Source organism: Pantoea sp. SIMBA_079, assembly GCF_046940275.1.
GTDB lineage: Bacteria > Pseudomonadota > Gammaproteobacteria > Enterobacterales > Enterobacteriaceae > Pantoea > Pantoea borealis.
Genome location: NZ_JAWRYR010000004.1, coordinates 168,405 through 188,180, shown reverse-complemented (window position 1 = coordinate 188,180; position 19,776 = coordinate 168,405). Strand labels below are relative to the sequence as shown.

The following is a 19,776-nucleotide window of genomic DNA, read 5'->3' as shown; positions in this document are numbered from 1 at the left end:
GCGATCTGTAGTGCAATTTTCTCTCGCCAGCCCGTAACAGGAGCTGACTGGCGAGCATAGTAACACTGAAACAGGCTGACGCGGCTGCGTTTTTTAACATCAAGGCAACATCATCAGAACATCATTACCATCCAGGGGTAAGCGATAACCATCAGCGCCACCAGGAACAGGGCGCCGAAGATGGTGCCAAGGCGCCAGTAATCTTTCGTCGGCAGATAGCCGCTGCCGTAATAGATAGGGCTTGGACCGGTGCCATAAGGAGTAATGATGCCCATCACGCCCAGCGAGGTACACATCATCAGACAGAACACCGGCATATTGATGCCCGGGATTGAGGCGGCGATGGTCAGCATGGCAGGCAGCAGGGCGGTGGTATGCGCTGTGGTGCTGGCAAACAGATAGTGCAGCAGATAAAAGGCAACCAGCAGCACCACCGCGGAGACCTGAGGATCGTAACCCTGCAGCAGCACCGCACCCTCTTTGCCCAGCCAGGCAATAAAGCCGACACGTGCCAGGCCATCCGCCAGCGCAACCAGTGTGGCAAACCACGCAAAGGTATTCCATGCGGCTTTATTGCTGGTGATATCGTTCCAGTTGAGTACGCCTGTCCAGAGCATCAGCACAATCACCAGCAGCGCGGCCATGGCCGGTTCTATCCAGGCGGTTGCGAAAATCCACATCATCAGGGCCGCGACGACAAACAGCAGCAGCAGGATCTCATTGCGTGACAGGCGGCCCAGTTTTTCCAGCTCGGCGGTAGCCCAGCGCGGTACCTCGTCGTTTACTTTGACTTCCGGCGGATAGAGCCAGTAAGCCAGCAGTGGCATGGTGAGAATCAGCAGGATCCCCAGCGGCAGGAAAGCGAGGAACCACATACCCCAGCTGATATCGAAGCCAGTAACGCTTTTAACCAGGGCCAGAGCGAGCAGGTTAGGGGCCAGCGCGGAGAGAAACATCGAGCTGGTGATACAGGCTGCGGTAATAGCAACCCACATCAGATAAGAGCCGATTTTGCGGGCGCTGGGGTCATTGGGCTTAGAGCCATAGAGCGGCGGCAGGTTGGCAATAATCGGATAGATGGTCCCGCCGCTGCGTGCGGTGTTAGACGGCGTAAACGGAGCCAGCAGCAGGTCAGCGAACGTAATGGCGTAGCCCAGCGTCAGGCTGCGGCGACCCAGATATTTCACCAGAATCAGCGCCAGCCGGCGGCCAAACTGCGTTTTATCGTAGCCGGCTGCAAACATAAAGGCGCCAAAAATCAGCCAGACCGTAGAGTTTCCAAAGCCGCTGACTGCCCATTTGAACGACTGCGCTGCCGTTTTAAATGCCGGGTCGGCCAGCTCTGCCGGGCTAAACAGCACCCACTGGCTAAATAGCGCGATGACCACCACGCCGGTCAGCCCTATCACCGCGCCCGGCAATGGCTCAAAAATCAGACCAACAATCACGCCGACAAAGATAGCAAAAAAGTGCCAGGCGTAAGGCTCCAGTCCGGCAGGTGCAGGCACCAGCAGCAGCAGGAGTGAAACCAGCACCGGCAGGCAGAGCATCAGCAGGCGATTTTTTTTACCCGGCGCCGCAGGCGGCGCTTTAGCAGGGTCATGCGATTGCGTTGAAAGTTTCATAGTTTTTGTCTGCACGTTGAGAAGAATGCGATATCAGTACTGACGGCCGTTTTATCCGGGCGATCCTGATGGCGGCATCAGTACAGGAATTCCATGACGCTTTTGCTAAAGAAAGAAAGCAATTTTGTTTCGCGAATTATCTAATTTATGCCGCTATGATGCGATTAATTAAAATATCTATTTTGATCCAGATCAATAAAATATTTTGCTTATTTTTATCTGCGCTTCTTTCAGAGTGTTATGACAGATTTTTCAAGACAAGAGAAAAGGCGCTGAGCAGGATTTGGCAAGATTTTCTCAGGGTTTCGGGCAGGGTGTGGTTTTTAACTTACTGAAAAATATGATTTATTAAAGCTATTTAGATTATCTTTGATTTTAATCAACTTTTGAACGAAACTTAGCATGACGCATTTAGCGCCTTCTTTTTGAAACTTCGCTTCTTTCACTTTTAATTTTTAAAACTAATAATTTAAGTTATGTAACTAAATTAAATGTTATATTTACAGCATGAAGTCGGACCACTTTAATTATTAAACGGGTCGCACTGCCAGGAATTGAATTTCATTTTTGATTTTCGGAGTCACTTATCATGAACACGCTTACCCCGCTGTTAAAACCCCTTACCTTGCCGAAAGGTGCCGTGCTGAAAAATCGTCTGGTAATGGCACCCATGACAACCTGTACCGGCTATTACGACGGTGGCGTCACCAGCGATCTGGTTGAGTACTACCGGGTACGTGCCGGCACAATCGGCACCGTTATTGTAGAGTGTGCGTTTATCGATAATCGTGGTCCGGCATTTCCTGGTGCCATCGCTATTGATAGTGATAACAAAATCCCAGGCCTGGCCAGAATAGCGCACGCGATCAAATCTCAGGGTTCAAAAGCTATCCTGCAGATTTACCACGGTGGTCGTATGGTTGAGCCGGCGCTGATTGGCGGGAAAACGCCTGTCGCACCCAGCGCCATCGCCGCGCCGCGCGAAGGGGCCACCACGCCCCGGGCGCTGACCGCGGATGAAGTCGATGTCATGATCAAAAAATTTGGTGATGCGGTGAACCGCGCCATTAAAGCGGGTTTTGATGGCGTGGAGATTCACGGCGCCAATACCTATCTTATCCAGCAGTTCTATTCGCCCAACTCTAACCAGCGCGATGACAAATGGGGCGGCAGTCGCGATAACCGGGCGCGCTTTCCGCTGGAAGTCCTTGAGATCGCGCATCAGATGGCCGATCGCTTTGCTGCTGCAGACTTTATTATCGGCTATCGCTTTTCACCGGAAGAGATTGAGGTGCCCGGTATCCGCTGGGATGACACACTTTATCTGCTGGAGAAACTGGCCGCGCGTGGCCTTGATTACGTGCACTTCTCCGTTGGTCAGCTGCTGCGTCCTTCCATTGTCGACACCAGCGACCCTACGCCGCTGATTACCAAATATATTGCGCAGCGCTCGGCTCAGCTGGCGCGCATTCCGGTTATTGGCGTCGGCGGCGTGGTGAATAAAGAGGATGCCGAGCTGGCGCTGGAATCGGGCTTCGATCTGGTTGCCGTCGGGAAAGCCTGTATCGCCTGGCCCAACTGGGCCGATCGCATTATTAATAATGAACACCTTGAACTCTACATCGACAGCACCAAACGTGAGGCGCTGACAATTCCGGAACCGCTCTGGCGCTTCTCGCTGGTGGACGCCATGATCCGCGACGTCAGCGACGGCCATCGTAAATATAAAGCCGGGGTGTATCAGGCGAAGGTAGAGGCGGAAGCGCTGAAGCTGAAAATCAACGTCACGCTGGATACCGATCGTATCACTGACATTGAACTGGTGCCGGATCCGGCGCTGGATGTTGACTTCACCAGCACGTTTGACAGCCTGCGCGAGCGCATTCTGGTTGCAAACAGTCCGCACGTGGATGCGGTTACCGGGGCCACTACGCAAAGCGAGGCGCTGAAAAAAGCGGTGTCGCGTGCGCTGGCGACCTCCAGCAAAGAGTATGTGATTGAGGAAGGGGGCAACCCGAATGCACCGGTCAATTACGATGTGGTGGTAATTGGTACCGGCGGTGCCGGTCTCGCTGCTGCTATTCAGGCGCATGACGATGGCGCACGCGTGGTGCTGATCGAGAAAATGCCCACGATTGGCGGAAATACCATTAAAGCGTCAGTGGGGATGAACGCTGCTGAGACGCGCTATCAGAAGTTAAAAGGTATTGAGGACAGCAAGGCGCTGTTTTATGGAGAGACGCTGAAAGGCGGTAAAGGTAAAAACAATCCGCAACTGCTGCATGAGTTTGTCGAACACGCGCCCGAAGCGATTGAGTGGCTGGCCGCGAAGCAGATAGAGCTCAGCGATATCACCATCACGGGCGGGATGAGCATTGACCGCACCCATCGGCCGGAAGATCGCTCGGCGGTAGGGGGCTTTCTGATCAGCGGGCTGGTGAAAAACGTGAATCAGCGCAACATTGAGGTACTGCTCGAAACCTCGGTTGCTGAAATCCTGTGTGAAAACGGCGTGGTTACCGGGGTTAAAGTCGTGGATGAATATAACGACAGCCGCATTCTCAACGCAAAAAGTGTGATTGTTGCGACCGGCGGCTTCAGCGCCAATCGGGAAATGGTGGTGAAATACCGGCCGGAGCTGGATGGTTTTGTTACGACCAACCACGCCGGCGCCACCGGAAGCGGTATCGCCATGCTGCAGCATATTGGTGCCGGTACGGTTGATATGGGTGAAATTCAGATCCATCCCACGGTTGAACAGACGACCTCCTACCTGATTTCAGAAGCGATGCGCGGCGGCGGGGCGATTCTGGTGAGTCAGGCGGGCAAGCGTTTCTATAACGAAATGGAAACGCGCGATAAAGTCTCTGCGGAGATTATTGCACTGCCGGAGAAGAGCGCCTGGATCATCTTTGATGAGCAGGTACGGCGCAATAACAAAGCGGCTGACGAATACATTGCCAAAGGGTTTGTCATCAGCGCACCTTCGCCGCACGAGCTGGCTGTTAAGCTCAATATGGATCAGGAGTCACTGCAGAGTACGCTGGGTCGCTACAATGAGTGCGTAATTAACCAGCATGACGAAGATTTTGGCCGGAAAACCGCGCTGCGCCATCCGCTTAATCAGGGGCCTTATTACGCTATTCGCGTGGCACCTGGCGTTCATCACACCATGGGTGGCGTGACCATCAACACGGATACGGCAGTCCTGGATGCACAGAATCAGGTGATCACCGGCGCCTGGGCTGCCGGAGAAGTGGTCGGCGGTATTCACGGTGCCAACCGCATCGGCGGGAATGCCGTAGCGGATATCATCATCTTCGGGATTAAAGCGGGGCGTAACGCCGCTAAACTCGCCTTAGGTAACTAACCTGTACCGGTGTCCGTGTGTACGGGCACCGGCAGTGATGAGGCAATTATGGCTAATGAGGCAGGTGTCTACAGCTATTCTGCAGTTCAGATGGGATCGCCTGTTCTGCTTAAACTCTTTGAAAATAATCCCGGACTTGCCCGGCAGGTGTTTCGTCTGATTGCGCAGCTGGAGACGATCTTTACCGTTAACCGGGCGCAGTCAGAAGTGATGGCGATTAACCATGCCGCCGGCGAGCAGCCAGTGGCGGTCAGCCCGACGGTTTTTAACCTGATCCAGATAGCCCATACGGTCAGCACGCTGCCGGATAGCGCGTTCAACTTCGCCATTGGTCCCATCGTTAAACGCTGGAAAATTGGTTTTCAGGGTAATAGCGTGCCGCCTGCCGCTGACATTACCGCACTCTTACCCCTCACCAACCCGCATCAGGTCGTGCTGGACGCAGCAGCGCAGACGGTCTATCTGCCGCAGCGCAGTATGGAGATTGATCTGGGTGCCATTGCTAAAGGCTATATTGCCGATCGGGTACAGCAGTGGCTGCGTCAGCAGGGGATCACACAGGCGTTAATCAATCTGGGCGGCAACGTGCAGACGCTGGGTTCGCCCCCGCATGAACCGCAGGGGTGGCATATTGGGCTGAAAAAGCCTTTCGCTGATGATAACGCTTTGCTCGGCGTAATAGCGGTGCAGGAGAAGTCAGTCGTCACGTCCGGGATCTATGAGCGTTACTTTGAACAGCAGGGGCGCTGCTGGCACCATATTTTTGATCCGCGTACCGGCTATCCGCTGGATAACGAGCTGTTAAGCGTGACGGTCATTAGCGATCGCTCGCTGGATGGCGACATCTATACCACGCTGCTGTATGGCATGGGAACAGAGCAGGGACTGAACTGGCTCGCCAGCCAGTCCGACATTGACGCCATCTTTGTTACCCGCGATCGGCAGATCATCTGCTCTTCTCCGCGCCACTACAGGTTTCAGCTCACCGATACGACGTGGAACCTGCGCTACTGACAATACTGCTGCAGCAGCGAGCGATATTCCGGCTGCAGACGATAGCGATAGACCGGGCGGCCGGTGGCGCCGTAATGAATGCTGGTAAACAGGATATTAATCTGCGCCAGCCAGATTAAATATTTGCGGCAGGAGACGCGCGAAATATTAACCTCTGCGGCCAGTTCATCGGTTGAAAACTCCTGTCCCGGATGCGCATCTATCCACTGACAGAGCGTGCGCAGCGTTTGTGGCGTCAGCCCTTTAGGCAGACGCTTGTTATCGTGATGCGTTGCCGGATTGCCGTGGATCAGCAGGTCAACGTCAGACTGCTGATAGTGCTGGTGGTTATCCATCAGCGATTTTTTCTGCTGCCAGCTGGTCAGCGCCTCTTCAAAACGCGGGAACTGGAACGGCTTGATAAGGTAATCAACCACGCCGTAGTGCAGCGAGGTTTTAATATTTTCGGCATCAGCCGCAGAGGAGATGATGATCACTTCTGTCGGGCTTTGCGCTTTACGCAGCTCTGGCAGCAGATCCAGGCCATTCTCCTGCTGCATATAGATATCCAGCAGCAGCAGATCGATCGGCGTGTCGCTGTTGAATAAAAAATCGCGCGCCTGCTGCAGCGTTGCCGCAGTGCCGCAGCAGTGAAAACCAGGCACCTGACCGATAAAACTGCGGTTGAGTTCGGCAACCATGGCATCATCGTCAACCACTAATACATTAATCATGCGGTTTAATTTCCTTTATTCCAGGGAAGCTGGACTAAAAATTGCGTAAATACGCCGGGTTCAGACTCTGCGCTGACGCTGCCGCCAAGGCTTTCCACCTGCTGCTTAAGCAGAAACAGTCCGACCCCGCGGTTCTCGCCTTTGGTGGAGAACCCTTTATCAAAAATGGTCGCAAGATGCGCAGCATCAATGCCCGGCCCATCATCGCTCACTTCGCAGGTCAGCCAGCCGTTTTGATAATGGAGCATCAGGTGGATCTCTCCTTCGGTCTGATCGCGCAGCGCATCAAGCGCATTCTCTACCAGATTGCCAGTGACGGTAATCAGCGCGGCCATCTGCGCTTCGCTGCCGCTGTCTGGCAGATAGCTGGCGTCGCTGATAGTAAGCCGATGCCCGCAGTCTGAGGCGCGATTGATTTTACTTAACAGGATCCCCGCAATCACAGGCGATTTAATCTTGTCCAGCAAAAAGCCGATCTCTGTCTGATAGTTATTGGCGGTTTTCAGGATGTACGCTTCGACCTGAGCATAATTTTTCATATGCAGCAGGCCAAGGATCACATGCAGCTTGTTCATAAACTCGTGCGAGCGTTCTCGCAGGGCGTCGACGTAGTTTACCATGCCGCTTAAGCGCTGCATCAGCTGGCTGATTTCCGTTTTATCCCTGAAAGTACAGACCGCGCCAATAATACGTTCCGCTGTACGTACCGGAACGGTATTGGTCAGCAGCAGCCGGCCATTAACGTTAATCTCTTCATCACGCCGCGCCCGACCGCTCTGCAACACGCTGCGCAGCTGCGGTTCGACCGCGGCGGTGTCAACGCGCCAGGTTTCATCAGCCGCATAATGCGCCTGTGCCGCATCGCTCAGCAGATGGCAGGCGGCCTGATTGATCAGCGTCACGTCATGCCGATCGTCCATCGCCACCACGCCCTCTTTTACCGAATTAAGGATGGCCTGTCGCTGCTCAAACAGCGTGGAAATCTCATAGGGCTCCAGCCCAAACAGGATGCGTTTCAGCACACGCACCAGGATCAGCGTTCCCAGCGCGCCCGCCAGCGCGCCGATCAGGATAGTCCACAGAATGATCCAGCGACTCTGGTTAATCTGATCGGTGACAGCATCCAGCGAAATCCCAATAGCGACTACCCCGATCTGCTGATGCTGTGCGTTGAAAACCGGGGTGAAAACGCGCAGCGCCCGAACCAGTGAGCCCTGATTCACGGAAACATTTTCCTGACCGCGCAGGGCGGGCTGGATATCACTGCCGATGAAATGCTGGCCAACCAGTTCCGGATTACGATGGGAATAGCGTATGCCTGCCATGTTGGTGATAGTAATAAACAGCAGATTGTTGCTGGTCTCCACCGCTTTCGCGACGGGTTGTAAATGGGCATCCGCAGGGGATAACAGCAGCGCTCGCTGAACATCTGGCGAGGTGGCCAGCGTACGGGCCACCGCCATCGCTTTATCTTCCAGCTGGGATCGGGTGGAGGCGCCAATCTGAAAGAAATAGAACATATGTACGGTGAACAGTACCAGCACAATGACGGCGCTCAGCATCAGCGTGACCAGCGTATTAAGTTTCATTGTCCGCCGGCGCATCGGCGTGGCAGGGACTGAAGGCGTCATGGTGGCGCTCACTTAGCGGAAAGGGGACCTATTATGACGGATAATGGCGACAGGGTTACGGAAAATTAACAGGCCATTCTGAATAATGGCCTGATAGAGAACTTACGCGGTTTTTACACGACTGGCGAAGCTTTTACGCAGCTTCTGCAGTTTAGGTGGGATCACTGCCATGCAGTAGCCGTTGCGCTGACCCGCACCTTCCCAGTAGTCCTGATGATAGGCTTCAGCCGGATACCAGGCTTTCAGCGGTTCAACGGTCGTGACCACCGGTACATCATGATCTTCCTGCGCGCGCGCAATGGCTGCGATCGCTTCTGCTTCCTGTTCAGCATTAGCAGGGAAAATCGCTGAGCGGTACTGTGTGCCGATATCATTTCCCTGACGGTTAAGCTGGGTAGGATCATGCGTGGCAAAGCTGATATCCAGCAGATCGCCGTAGCTTACCTGCTGCGGATCAAACCCGATACGAATAGCTTCAGCATGACCGGTTGCCCCGCTGCATACCTGCTCATAGGTCGGATCAGGCCGCTGGCCACCGGTATAACCACTTTCAACCGATTCAACACCTATTACATCTTTAAAAACGGCTTCAGTACACCAGAAACAGCCGCCCGCAACGATCGCATATTCGGTTGCCATTACATTTACTCCTGTCAGGTCGAAACCTTAAGAGTGCGGGCGAACGGGGCGGAATTCAACCCGATAATCGCAGACCGCACAGCCTGTTCAGCCAGAGCGGATTTATCTGTCCGGAGCGGACTGGCTCAACAGGGCGTTGAGTCGGGCCGTCAGCTGCTCAATACTGTATTTTGTTGCCTGCCGGACAACCTCTTCGCTTTCACCGGAGAAATGCTGACGACAGGCCTGGATACTGCCATCAGGCAGGCCCCAGGCAAACCAGACGGTGCCGGCGGGTGTACCATCCTCGCCGCCATCCGGCCCGGCATAACCGCTAACGGCAATGCTGCTATCGTCGCCTGAAAGCGCTTTAGCGCCTGCAGCCATTTCACGTACGGCGGCTTCACTGACCGCGCTATCACGAGCCAGCGTCTCTTCACTTACGTTCAGTACCCGTTGTTTCGCCTGATTGGTATACGTAATAAAGCCGCTGCTGTAAAACTGGCTGCTGTCGCTGACGGCGGCCAGGGTCGATCCGACCCAGCCTGACGTACAGGATTCTGCGGTGGTGACAGTCAGTTTTCGGTCAAGCAGAATAGCGCCCAGAGTATTTGCCGTTTCGATTAATTCCCGATCCATAAAAGTATCCCGATATATTATTTGAGGGTCAGTTAGTCATGCTTCGCTTAAATAAGCGCTACCTGATTATGCTTATTATAGATGGTGAATATTTTTTATCTGATTAATATAAGCGCAGCAACGCCGGGTATTAATAAATCCTGGTTTGAATGGTATGCAGAATTAAACAGCAGGTATAAGGTTTTCTGTCAGCATTACTAAGAAAATCACCAGAAATATAAGCGCAGCGGAGTAAGAGCAGGGCGATGAATATAGCGCCGGCAGAATAGTAAATATCATACTGTAAAAAGCGGCTAAGGAGGGTAGCCAAAGCGAACGAAATTTGCCAGTACTGGTCTATACTGAAATGTGAGAACCTGGCGTAAGCTCACATTCTCAGGAGGTAAAGCATGAAGAATGAGTATCCGGTTATTGGGGAAGCGGCCTGGGCGCTAATGATGCGACGCGCAGATGTCACTCTGGCATCACTCACGGCTGAACTGCAACATATGGCTTGCCGCGAAACAGATGCGGAACGTGATAGTCAGATCCATGAGGCGCAGCAGTGGCTGTTGGATCATCGCTCGACAGAACAGGCCGATCGGCGCTCTGATTCGCCGTTAAAAGAGATGTTACAGCGTTCAGATAGCGTCACTGTCACCGGCTCTGGTAACGACACCCGCCGTCATTAAGCTTCCTGCTCATCGTCACTCTGTAGCGGCGATGAGCAATTACCCGTCTGAAATTGCGCGTAAAGTTATCTCAATCCCTCCACGATAGCACTTTTTGCAAAAAAAGCTGCCCCTCCCATTCATTATGCTCTGTACAACTTTTTTGGAAATACTGTACAACAGGTTAGATTTCCACTTTTTATTGTTAATTTTGACATTTACGGGAGTCACTTATGCGCCAGAACGGATATGCTCCGAACTCAGTTGAGGCGATTGCCAACTATTTCAGTAAAGCATCGCTGCCTTCTCAGCAGGAAACGCTGGGACAGGTTGTTGTGGAGATCCTGCGTGAAGGCCGCAACCTGAATCGCAAATCAATCTGTACTAAGCTACTGCGTCGCCTTGAGCTGGCAACAGAAGCAGAAGAAGAGCAGCATTATCATCAGCTTATTGGATTGCTTTTTGAGCGGGAAAGTTAATACCAGATTTACGTTCAGGTTATATTCAGTCTAAGCAAACAGGAAGAGTGCACGATCTCATGTATAACCTGTGACGAGCTGTATCGCGCCACGCATTGCGTGGCGCTGTTTTACTGTCGCGCTTCCTCTGGAAGCGGCGGCAAACAGAGATTCACTATGAAGATGAGCAAACACCAGAAGAGTATAGACGAAATCATCGGTGAAGCTGCCCTGACGCTGCTTCAGCGCGCCGGGCCTGTCAATACGCATGCACTGATGGCAGAGCTACAGAATATGCAGATGCAGGCTACCGATGAAGAATATCGCACAGCAATCAGCATGGCCCTGAAAGAGGTCCGCTCCAGCATTTCTCTTGGTCAGCAACAACGAAATGAACCGGAAAAGGATAATGTCCACCCCCTGTTCGGTAACGAACGATCATCGGGCAACAGCCGTAAACATTGATGCAGCCAGGTATTGCATACGACGGCCTTATCAACAACAGCTTGAGACGCAAAATGGCAGATTTTCAAAACCTATACAATGTGCTGCCTGACAATGAACTGGCTGCGCATTTTCGCGATGCTGGCCACACATTAAACGATGAGTCCCGGGTGCTGGATGGGGTGATACGTAGCATCCTTGCTACCGAGGGACGGGTAACCAATAAGTCGATTATCCTTTACCTTATCATGGCGCTGGAGTCGACCAGTGACAGCGCTGAGGCTGACATTTTACGTCGTACACTGGAAATAGTGGTTGGCTACACGCCAGACGACGCATGACCACACCTTCTGCTCTTCCACTGTGAAGAGCTTTTATTCCTGTGCTTCCGCTCCGCTTCTGCCGGTAAGAAACAGCCCTTATTTCTGTACATGAGTTGCAGGCATGTACAGCTAACCAGGGAAATTCTACGTTATTAAAAGATTTCAGGATAAAGTTGTACATGCTGCTATTTGCGCTGAAGAGTCTGAATCGTGGTTTAACGGCTTATGCTCATGCCAGGGACATTTACCGTTACCTGACGAGCCGGGCGCGCATTAAGACGTTTGCTTCGGCCGGACTTAATCTTTTGTAGCCAGCTTTGCAGCTGTTTTATCTCTTCCTGCGCAGCAGATTCATTGCTGACATTACAGATAAAAAGCTGGCTCAGCGTCTGGTGCTCTGCTGCAGTAGCATAGATTTCATATCTGCCATCGCGCTGCTGTAATTCTACGCTGGTAAAGTGCAAATGCTCCCATTGCTGTAAACGTGTTTTAAAACGAGCGAAATCCATAAAAGTTCCTTAACTTCTTATAGTGATTATTGGTACTAACCTGACTAAAGGAACATAGACCAGAATCAGAAAAACGCCAGAATAAAAAACAAAAATTATAACTTTCTGAGTTTGCTGCATTAATTCACGGGCTTTTGCCGTCTGGCTTATTTATGCAGAAGCTGAAGCTGGTGCCCGTCATTAAAAAAATTTCCCTTATGATGAAAAAACCGCCCGAAGGCGGTCAGAAGAAGGGGAGCTTATTCAGGTTGCTTATCACCCGATTCTGGCGCACTGCCAGTATCATCGTCAGGTAAATCAGGCTCATCTTTGTCAGGCTGATGACCTGCGTGAGCACGCTGTACAGGTTTAAGATGCATTGATCTCTCCTTGGGATTTACGTCTGTGGCTTTTCACTGCCCAGTTCAGCACCTGTTTCCGGATTAATATCAGGATTCGAGGCGGTTCTGACAGCCATGGCTTTCAGCGCTGCCGCTTCATCTTCGGCAAGAACCACTGATGCATGGCCATCACCTCCATCAACGGCTGGCTGAGGATCGGCGACGTAGTTGAAGTTCTCATCGGAATTCCAGCTACCACGCACATCATCCCCGTCGGACATACTGAAATAAGTATGCGCATACTCTTCGATCGGCGGCAGTTTACCCGGCGGGAAGTTATTGCGGATAGAGTAGAGCGCTTTTTCAAAGGAGAGCTGATGAGCGGCTTCACGCGTCATCAGAAAGCCCAGCGCATCTTTTACACCCACGTCGTCAGTAACGTTGATCAGGCGTTCATAAATAATTTTGGCGCGGGACTCCGCGGCAATATTGGAACGCAAATCAGCCGTCACCTCTCCGATAGTATCAATATAGGCAGCCGTCCAGGGTACGCCACCTGAATTAGTCAGCGCCGGGCCACCGCCGTAGAGAATAGAGGTAAGATGACTGTCATTACCAGCACCGGTAATAGAGCGATACAGATCGCCCTCTGCTTCCGTGCCTTCAGCCAGTTTACCTTTCGCCCCTTTGTTGAGCATTCCTACCAGCGAACCGATGATTTCAAGGTGACTCAGTTCTTCGGTCGCAATGTCCATCAGCATGTCACGACGTCCGAGATCGTCATCACCTAATCCCTGCGTAAAATAGCGCATGGCTGCTGCCAGTTCGCCCTGCGGGCCTCCAAACTGTTCAAGCAGCAGATTAGCCAGTCCGGGATTAGGTTCGCTTACCCTGACGGTGTACTGCAATTTTTTAACGTGTCGAAACATAGCTCACCTCAGTGTTAACAGTCAGACCGATGGGCTGGCCTTTTTAATCATGTGTTATTGCTGTTCTGCAATGCTTGTGAGTTTTTCATCGGTAGATTTTTCTTCAGCCAGCGTGTCTGCCAGTAAACTGGCGGCCTGGTCAAGACCAAGTTTTTTGGCCATAGCAACCAGCGTGCCGTAGGTAGCAATTTCGTAGTGTTCAACTTTTTGCGCCGCACCTATCAGGCCTGCATCGCGCACCGGGCCGGCTTCAGTCGCATCGATAAGTTCCTGCGCTTCTTCCACCAGACCTTCCATTGCATGGCACTTCATGCGTTTGATACGTAATTCGTCGTGGGCTTCCACTACCTGATCCAGACGCTCAATTTGCCCCTGGGTCTCCTCCAGATGTTGTTTAAAAGCTGCTTTTAAACTTTCATCAGATGCGGCACGCGCCATTTTGGGGAGCGCACGGGTTATCTGTTTTTCTGCACTATAAACATCTGAGAGGTCGTGAATAAAAAGGTCGAGCAGAGATTCAACTTTCATAAGCGTTCTCCGTGCAATAATAAACAGCAAAGCAGGCGTCATATGACGTATGCAGTTTATTCATTAAGATGAGGTTTTTAAGGCAGCAGAGCTTATTGTGCTCTGGTGCGGAACAGGAATCAGATGCGCAATCCCTGTGCAGCAGGATTCATCCGTAAAACCTGTTGTCAGGCGCCATAATTGCCATTCTGAGTCCTTTTTTTGCCAGCGTCAGATACTTTTCGCGGTCATTGTTCAGGCCTATGCCGCTATTCTGTCCGCCTTTTTTACCCGCTTCAGATATTCGCCGTGTTTCCTCTGCGAAATTACCTGCACCGCCTTGATGCTGAGTCAACATATATTGTCTCTTCATAAGATGATAATGACCTGATCTAACTAACCAGTTATAAGCGAGCTGCGTATTTAATAGTAATCGTGTTTCTATGTTCTGCAAGCGGGGCGGTTTAAATACTTGCTTATAAGATTTATCTGTAGAGTTTGATTTTGCAATATTTTTATATTTAAGCGCAGCGACAATTACCGCATCGCTTAAATATACGTATGCGCTTCGGTTATTAATTAATTTATTGAAGCGTCAGCGTAATATCTTTGGCGCGCTGATTCGCGGCATGCTGCTTTCTCAGTTAAGGTTAGTTATTACCCTAAAAATGAGGAGACGAGCTGATGACCGACGCTGCCGCAACGGCTGAACTGGAACTGCTTGATCGCTACTGGCGCGCCGCTAACTATCTGTCAGTGGGCCAAATCTACCTGATGGCGAACCCGCTGCTGCGTGAAACATTGCTGCCTGAGCATATCAAGCCACGATTGCTGGGACACTGGGGCACCACCCCCGGACTCAATTTTATCTATGCCCACCTTAACCGCATTATTCGCCAGCGCAATGCTGACCTGCTGTATGTCTGCGGACCCGGTCATGGCGGCCCCGGCATGGTGGCTAACAGCTGGCTGGAAGGGACCTATAGTGAAATTTACCCGCAGGTCAGTGAAGATGAGCAGGGTATGCAGCGTCTGTTCAAACAGTTCTCTTTTCCCGGCGGGATACCGAGCCATGCGGCGCCTGAAACGCCTGGCTCAATTAACGAAGGGGGAGAGCTGGGCTATTCGCTTTCTCACGCTTTTGGTGCCGTATTTGATCACCCGAACCTGATTGTGCCCTGCGTTATTGGTGACGGTGAAGCAGAGACTGGCCCCCTGGCTGCCAGCTGGCACGGTATCCATTTCCTTAATCCGCAGCGTGATGGGGCTGTGCTGCCTGTTCTTCACCTCAATGGCTATAAGATCGCTAACCCAACGCTGCTGGGACGCACCAGCGACGAGGACTTACAGCAGCTTTTCAGCGGGTATGGTTATGAACCGCTTTTTGTCTGTGGTGACGATCCACAGCTAATGCATCAGCAGATGGCCGCTACGCTGGATCGCGCGTTTGACACTATTGCCTCTATCCAGCAGCAGGCACGCACTACAGCCGGCAGTGAGACGATACCGCGCTGGCCCATGATCGTGCTGCGCACGCCGAAGGGCTGGACAGGACCGAAAGAAGTAGATGGCAAAAAAGTAGAGGGTTTCTGGCGCGCGCATCAGGTGCCGGTCGCCGGGTGCCGCGAAGATGAAGCGCACCGGGAGATCCTCGAAACATGGCTGCGCAGTTATCAGCCTGAAACGCTTTTTGACGCCGGAGGGCGCTTAAACGCTGAGCTGCGGGCGCTGGCTCCGGCAGGTGACAAACGTATGAGTGCCACGCCTTACGCTAATGGCGGCCGGCTGCGGCGACCGCTTGTCACACCTGATATCCGGCAATTTGCGACTGGTCTCAGCGCACCAGGCGCGCAGCAGGGGGAAGCGACCCACCAGTTTGGCCTCTATCTGCGCGAAATTTTTCGTCTCAACAGGGATAATTTTCGTCTGTTTGGCCCGGATGAGACCGCTTCAAACCGGTTATCGCCGGTGTTTGACGCGACCAGCCGCAGCTGGATGGCACCGCTGGAGCCGTGGGATGAACAGCTGGGACGCGACGGGCGCGTGATGGAAATTCTGAGCGAGCATCAGTGTCAGGGCTGGCTGGAAGGCTATCTGCTTACCGGACGTCATGGCCTGTTTAACTGCTATGAAGCGTTTATTCATATTGTCGACTCCATGTTTAACCAGCATGCTAAATGGCTGAAAGTGTCGCGTAAACTGCCGTGGCGGCAGCCCGTCTCATCCCTGAACTATCTGCTTTCCTCTCACGTCTGGCGTCAGGATCACAATGGCTACAGTCATCAGGACCCGGGTTTTCTGGATCATGTAGTGAATAAAAAAGCGGACATCGTGCGCGTCTATCTGCCGCCGGATGCGAACTGTCTGCTCTGGACGGGCGATCACTGCCTGCGTACCTGGGATCGCATTAATGTCATTGTAGCGGGCAAGCAGCCCTCTCCGCAGTGGCTCGATATCGATAGTGCGATTGCGCACTGTGAGGCGGGAATGGGCATCTGGCAATGGGCCAGCTGCACGGGAGAACCTGACGTGGTCATGGCGTGCGCGGGCGATGTGCCTACGATGGAAACGCTGGCGGCAGTTGATCTGCTGCGTGAATTACTGCCGTCGCTGCGCGTACGCGTAGTGAATGTCGTTGACCTGATGGCGCTGCAGACCTGTGAACAGCATCCGCATGGCAAAAGTGAGGCGGAGTTTGATCGCCTGTTTACAACCAGCAAACCGGTGATCTTTGCGTTCCACGGCTATCCGGGGCTGATCCATCGTCTGACTTATCAGCGCAATAATCATCGTAATTTCCACGTACACGGTTTTAACGAAGAGGGCACGACCACCACGCCTTTTGATATGACCGTACTGAACAAGCTCGATCGCTATCATCTGGCGCAGGCTGCGCTGCTGCACGTTTCTGAAGAAGCCGATCGGTATTCAGATTTGCTGGAGGATTTGCAGGCGCGTATTGCTGCGCATCACGCCTGGGTGCGGGAGTATGGTGAAGATGTGCCTGAGGTACGCAACTGGCACTGGCGGGCCGCTGCGTCCTCAGCGTCATCTCTCAGGAATGATTAAGCGGCATCCGGCGGCGCTGATAGCGTTTTTTGCCCAGAGCCAGCGCAGAGGCGCTGGCCGGGTCGAACAGCGACAGGCTCTCAATCTGATCAACCATCAGCACCTTACGAAAATCGAGGGCGCTTTTGGGTGAAGAGAGAAAGCTTATTTCATGCTCGTGATACCAGCGGCTATAATTGTGCTCGATAGCCAGATTCAGGGTGCGCGCATCGCGATAGCCGCTCAGCATCGGGATCATCACGATATTCGCTGTACCAGGAAATTCAAAGGTAGCGGCGTGGATCATACCAATGTAAATCCGGCGGGATTTCAGCGTTACCCAGGCCAGTTCACCTTCTTCCATACAGTGCAGCAGCATCTGTTCAATGCCGTTAGAACGGGACAGGCGCTGATACAACTCTTTACGGCTGCCAGGCGTCAGGCGGGCGCTGCCAGCCCAGTTGGAGCGGTAAACGCAAAACAGCACCGCAAAGGTGAGCATGATGACTACCGGGGCCTGGATGCCCAGAAAGCTCCAGGTCATAAAATCGACATGCCAGTTAGCGTGGTGATCGGCACTCAGGCCAAAAGTGTTATTTGCAAATGAGGCGGCAAGCAGCAATAGCCAGACAATGGCCGTAGCCAGTACGCCCTGGACAACGAAAATGCAGCCGTAAAGCGCGATAAGAAAATAGACATCCCAGCCAAATGAACGTTTTATCTTTAGCCGGCTGGACATATCGCGGCTGGTATACCAGTACCCGCATACCATTAACACCATGAAAATAGCCGTGCCCATTTAAATTTCCTTCAGAGTTGAAACGTGCTCAGCAAAATCTTTATGCACTTCGGGGCTAAGCGGATTGACCGAGGCATTGCCATCTTCATCTATGATAATTCTGTCACCTTCCTCCATGGATTCAGTAACATCCTGTTGTGTCATGACCTGCAATAAGGATTCAGGACTGCTGAACAGCGAGCATATAAAACGTTTCATGACGGGTGTAAATCCTTTCAGTATTAAACAGTAAGTCTGGAGCAAAATAAGGGAAGTAAAACGACTTTAAGAGTTGTCTGCGGCGGGAGAAACAGCAAGCGTAACGGCAGATTAAACAGGAGGAAATAAAGCAGAGAGGGGGAAATAGTGCAGCACATCCCTGTGCTGTCCGGCTAATCAGGAACCTTTACGGCTGCTCTGGCCACCTTTTTTGCCTGCTTCAGATGCTTTTTTAGGGTCATCTTTAAAGCTGCCGCCGCTTCCGCTGCCGCTTTTCTGTCCACCTTTTTTACCTGCGTCAGATGCTTTCTGCTTATCGTCTGCGAAGTTACCTGAACCGCCTCTGTGCTGAGTCATGATATAGCCTCTTGAAGAGTGTTTAATAACATGATGAATCAATGCAGTCATGTGCGTGGTACGTTTTAAAGCGTAATGGTGAATGCTGTCTGTGCAAGCGAAGCGGCTAATATAATTAAGTTATTGTTTTATATATAGTTTTGTGTTTTGTTTTACTATGCGTAAAATATAACGGATAACAACAAGAGTAAAAATCTTCGCTAAATTAGCACCATAGCGAGTTAAACAGGATACCGGCGAAGAGAATATTTGCCCCGGTTATCCCGAATAATTGGCAAAATTAATCAGATATGTGAGCAGGACAGACTTTTCGCCCTGGGCAGGATGCGCAGGGCAGGCAGGGCTGGTTAAATTAACATTCCCAGAATCTGCAACATACTCTGCTGCGAGGCAGTGACAAAAGGAATATCTTTAATGTGCTGCATGCCAAACGCTTCATAAAATTTTCTGGCTCTGACGTTGGCGTCCATCACTTCCAGCCACAGATAACCTTCCTCACGGTGGCGCGCACTGGCAATAATGCTTTCAAACATCTCTCTTCCGACGTGTTTGCCCGTCTCCTGAGGGTCGAGATAAAGTTTGCAAAGCTGAGCACCCCGCATACCGGAATCAGGAACCGGCACGCTCCATTTTACTTTGGCAAAACCAATAGGATGCGCTGACTCGGCAATCAGCCAGCATTCACTGGCGTCTGTCAGGCTATGGATAAGTGCATCCATACCGTACTCTTTGCTGATAAAAGCATCCATCTCTTCCGCAGAGACCCACAGGTGTTTGAAATGCGCGCTGTAGGTCATACGCCCCAGCTGATGCAGTAAACCGGCGTCTTCCGGCCGGGCGTGACGAATAGTCAATGCCATTATGCAGATTCTCCATGAAGTCTGCGCCACATAGGGCGCAGCGTGGTAAACGCTCCTGACGGCCGATAATACGCGATTGACGATCGGGATGTGATAGCGATCTGCTGAAACAGTGTAATAAGGGCTTAAGCGCTATAACACGTTATGCAGGAGCAGGAGCAGGAGCAGGAGCAGGAGCAGGACCAGGAGCAGGAGCAGGAGCAGGGGAAGGGCAACTGGTATGGTTGTTTGCGTACAGCGCTGGCCAGCGTAACGGGAGGGGATACATAGTGTGCAGCGGACGCTCAGGCAGAGAGCCACGCAAAGATCGAATAGCCTGTTTAATGGAGATCCGCATTTCAGAATTAATGAAACAGTCTATAAGCGCGGGTCAATAAGAGATACTGCGTTGCGCTTAACATCAGCAGGGGGCTCAGAAATTATAACGTAAACGTTCTGCGCGTTTTGCTGTGTCATAAACGTATTGCAGCATAGGTTCCAGATCGGCATCGGGCCCGGCGCTGATGATCTTGCCGCGCAGCCACTCAATTTCACTGGTAATATCCGGATGGAAAATCGTATTGTTCTGCGCGTTACGTAACCACTTCAGCAGGAAATTATTTTTCCCCCGGAGATGGCCGTTTTTTTTGGATTGAGCATGGATTTTAAGCGCAACCAAAATGCAATAGTAAAAATGGACGCGCTGACTGTAATTTTGCACCATCTTATCGCTCTTATCATTGATATCCCTGACCCGGGTCAGTGTGCATAAATGCATCAGGCAG

The 19,776-nt window shown here is 52.1% G+C and carries 21 protein-coding genes; 7 read left to right on the top strand and 14 right to left on the bottom strand.

What is annotated here, in order from left to right:
* Positions 1–113: 113 nt before the first annotated feature.
* On the bottom strand, positions 114–1,625 hold the full coding sequence (locus SB719_RS08280; protein ID WP_065649540.1) for an anion permease: 1,512 nt from the start codon (positions 1,623–1,625) through the stop codon (positions 114–116).
* Between the two features lie 589 nt (positions 1,626–2,214).
* Here SB719_RS08280 and SB719_RS08275 point away from each other — a divergent pair.
* Positions 2,215–4,995, top strand: coding sequence for a flavocytochrome c (locus tag SB719_RS08275; RefSeq protein WP_412159123.1), 2,781 nt, complete (start codon positions 2,215–2,217; stop codon positions 4,993–4,995).
* Positions 4,996–5,043: 48 nt separating this feature from the next.
* Positions 5,044–6,009 carry an FAD:protein FMN transferase gene (locus SB719_RS08270; protein WP_304232656.1) on the top strand — a complete coding sequence of 322 codons (966 nt, stop codon included), beginning with the start codon at positions 5,044–5,046 and terminating at the stop codon, positions 6,007–6,009.
* Here the strand turns inward: SB719_RS08270 and dcuR are convergent.
* The 4 genes from dcuR to SB719_RS08250 all read right to left on the bottom strand — a co-directional run bounded on the left by dcuR (position 6,003) and on the right by SB719_RS08250 (position 9,610).
* The gene (gene dcuR, locus SB719_RS08265) at positions 6,003–6,722 is read right to left on the bottom strand and encodes a two-component system response regulator DcuR (RefSeq protein WP_065649536.1); all 720 of its coding nucleotides are present in this window, start codon (positions 6,720–6,722) and stop codon (positions 6,003–6,005) included. The two genes, SB719_RS08270 and dcuR, sit on opposite strands and share 7 nt — an antisense overlap.
* Positions 6,723–6,727: 5 nt before the next feature.
* Positions 6,728–8,353, bottom strand: coding sequence for a sensor histidine kinase (locus SB719_RS08260; RefSeq protein WP_304232661.1), 1,626 nt, complete (start codon positions 8,351–8,353; stop codon positions 6,728–6,730).
* Positions 8,354–8,455: 102 nt separating this feature from the next.
* Positions 8,456–8,992 (bottom strand): peptide-methionine (S)-S-oxide reductase MsrA, encoded by a 537-nt coding sequence (gene msrA, locus SB719_RS08255; RefSeq protein WP_065649534.1) that lies wholly within the window; start codon positions 8,990–8,992, stop codon positions 8,456–8,458.
* A gap of 102 nt (positions 8,993–9,094) precedes the next feature.
* Positions 9,095–9,610 carry a CinA family protein gene (locus SB719_RS08250; RefSeq protein ID WP_304232665.1) on the bottom strand — a complete coding sequence of 172 codons (516 nt, stop codon included), beginning with the start codon at positions 9,608–9,610 and terminating at the stop codon, positions 9,095–9,097.
* 389 nt (positions 9,611–9,999) lie between these two features.
* Here SB719_RS08250 and SB719_RS08245 point away from each other — a divergent pair, with 389 nt between their 5' ends.
* The 4 genes from SB719_RS08245 to SB719_RS08230 all read left to right on the top strand — a co-directional run bounded on the left by SB719_RS08245 (position 10,000) and on the right by SB719_RS08230 (position 11,503).
* Positions 10,000–10,281: a hypothetical protein gene (locus tag SB719_RS08245; RefSeq protein WP_065649532.1), complete on the top strand. Its 282-nt coding sequence runs from the start codon at positions 10,000–10,002 to the stop codon at positions 10,279–10,281.
* Between the two features lie 212 nt (positions 10,282–10,493).
* Entirely contained in the window at positions 10,494–10,739 is a 246-nt protein-coding gene (ycgZ, locus tag SB719_RS08240) for a regulatory protein YcgZ (RefSeq protein ID WP_065649531.1), read from the top strand.
* Between the two features lie 156 nt (positions 10,740–10,895).
* Positions 10,896–11,183, top strand: a complete 288-nt coding sequence (locus tag SB719_RS08235; RefSeq protein WP_065649530.1) for a hypothetical protein — start codon at positions 10,896–10,898, stop codon at positions 11,181–11,183.
* 53 nt (positions 11,184–11,236) lie between these two features.
* The gene (locus tag SB719_RS08230) at positions 11,237–11,503 is read left to right on the top strand and encodes a biofilm development regulator YmgB/AriR family protein (protein WP_065650482.1); all 267 of its coding nucleotides are present in this window, start codon (positions 11,237–11,239) and stop codon (positions 11,501–11,503) included.
* A gap of 197 nt (positions 11,504–11,700) precedes the next feature.
* Here SB719_RS08230 and SB719_RS08225 read toward each other — a convergent pair whose 3' ends face one another.
* The 4 genes from SB719_RS08225 to SB719_RS08210 form a co-directional block, all read right to left on the bottom strand.
* Positions 11,701–11,994, bottom strand: a complete 294-nt coding sequence (locus SB719_RS08225) for a hypothetical protein (RefSeq protein ID WP_292971955.1) — start codon at positions 11,992–11,994, stop codon at positions 11,701–11,703.
* 376 nt (positions 11,995–12,370) lie between these two features.
* A complete protein-coding gene (locus tag SB719_RS08220) occupies positions 12,371–13,243 on the bottom strand; it encodes a manganese catalase family protein (protein WP_065649528.1) in 873 nt (290 codons plus the stop codon).
* A gap of 54 nt (positions 13,244–13,297) precedes the next feature.
* On the bottom strand, positions 13,298–13,771 hold the full coding sequence (locus SB719_RS08215) for a ferritin-like domain-containing protein (RefSeq protein ID WP_304232673.1): 474 nt from the start codon (positions 13,769–13,771) through the stop codon (positions 13,298–13,300).
* 148 nt (positions 13,772–13,919) lie between these two features.
* A complete protein-coding gene (locus tag SB719_RS08210) occupies positions 13,920–14,108 on the bottom strand; it encodes a general stress protein (protein ID WP_304232675.1) in 189 nt (62 codons plus the stop codon).
* A gap of 326 nt (positions 14,109–14,434) precedes the next feature.
* Between SB719_RS08210 and SB719_RS08205 the strand changes: the two genes are divergently transcribed.
* Positions 14,435–16,819, top strand: coding sequence for a phosphoketolase family protein (locus tag SB719_RS08205; RefSeq protein WP_314689489.1), 2,385 nt, complete (start codon positions 14,435–14,437; stop codon positions 16,817–16,819).
* On the opposite strand, the gene SB719_RS08200 is transcribed toward SB719_RS08205, so the two are convergent.
* The 5 genes from SB719_RS08200 to SB719_RS08180 form a co-directional block, all read right to left on the bottom strand.
* Positions 16,806–17,597: a hypothetical protein gene (locus SB719_RS08200; RefSeq protein ID WP_065649525.1), complete on the bottom strand. Its 792-nt coding sequence runs from the start codon at positions 17,595–17,597 to the stop codon at positions 16,806–16,808. The two genes, SB719_RS08205 and SB719_RS08200, sit on opposite strands and share 14 nt — an antisense overlap.
* The gene (locus SB719_RS08195) at positions 17,598–17,795 is read right to left on the bottom strand and encodes a hypothetical protein (RefSeq protein WP_065649524.1); all 198 of its coding nucleotides are present in this window, start codon (positions 17,793–17,795) and stop codon (positions 17,598–17,600) included.
* A gap of 177 nt (positions 17,796–17,972) precedes the next feature.
* Positions 17,973–18,152, bottom strand: coding sequence for a KGG domain-containing protein (locus tag SB719_RS08190; RefSeq protein WP_039383978.1), 180 nt, complete (start codon positions 18,150–18,152; stop codon positions 17,973–17,975).
* Between the two features lie 347 nt (positions 18,153–18,499).
* The gene (locus SB719_RS08185) at positions 18,500–19,012 is read right to left on the bottom strand and encodes a GNAT family N-acetyltransferase (protein ID WP_293005728.1); all 513 of its coding nucleotides are present in this window, start codon (positions 19,010–19,012) and stop codon (positions 18,500–18,502) included.
* A 412-nt stretch (positions 19,013–19,424) separates the two neighbouring features.
* The gene (locus SB719_RS08180) at positions 19,425–19,715 is read right to left on the bottom strand and encodes a DUF2913 family protein (protein WP_065649522.1); all 291 of its coding nucleotides are present in this window, start codon (positions 19,713–19,715) and stop codon (positions 19,425–19,427) included.
* Positions 19,716–19,776: the final 61 nt, after the last annotated feature.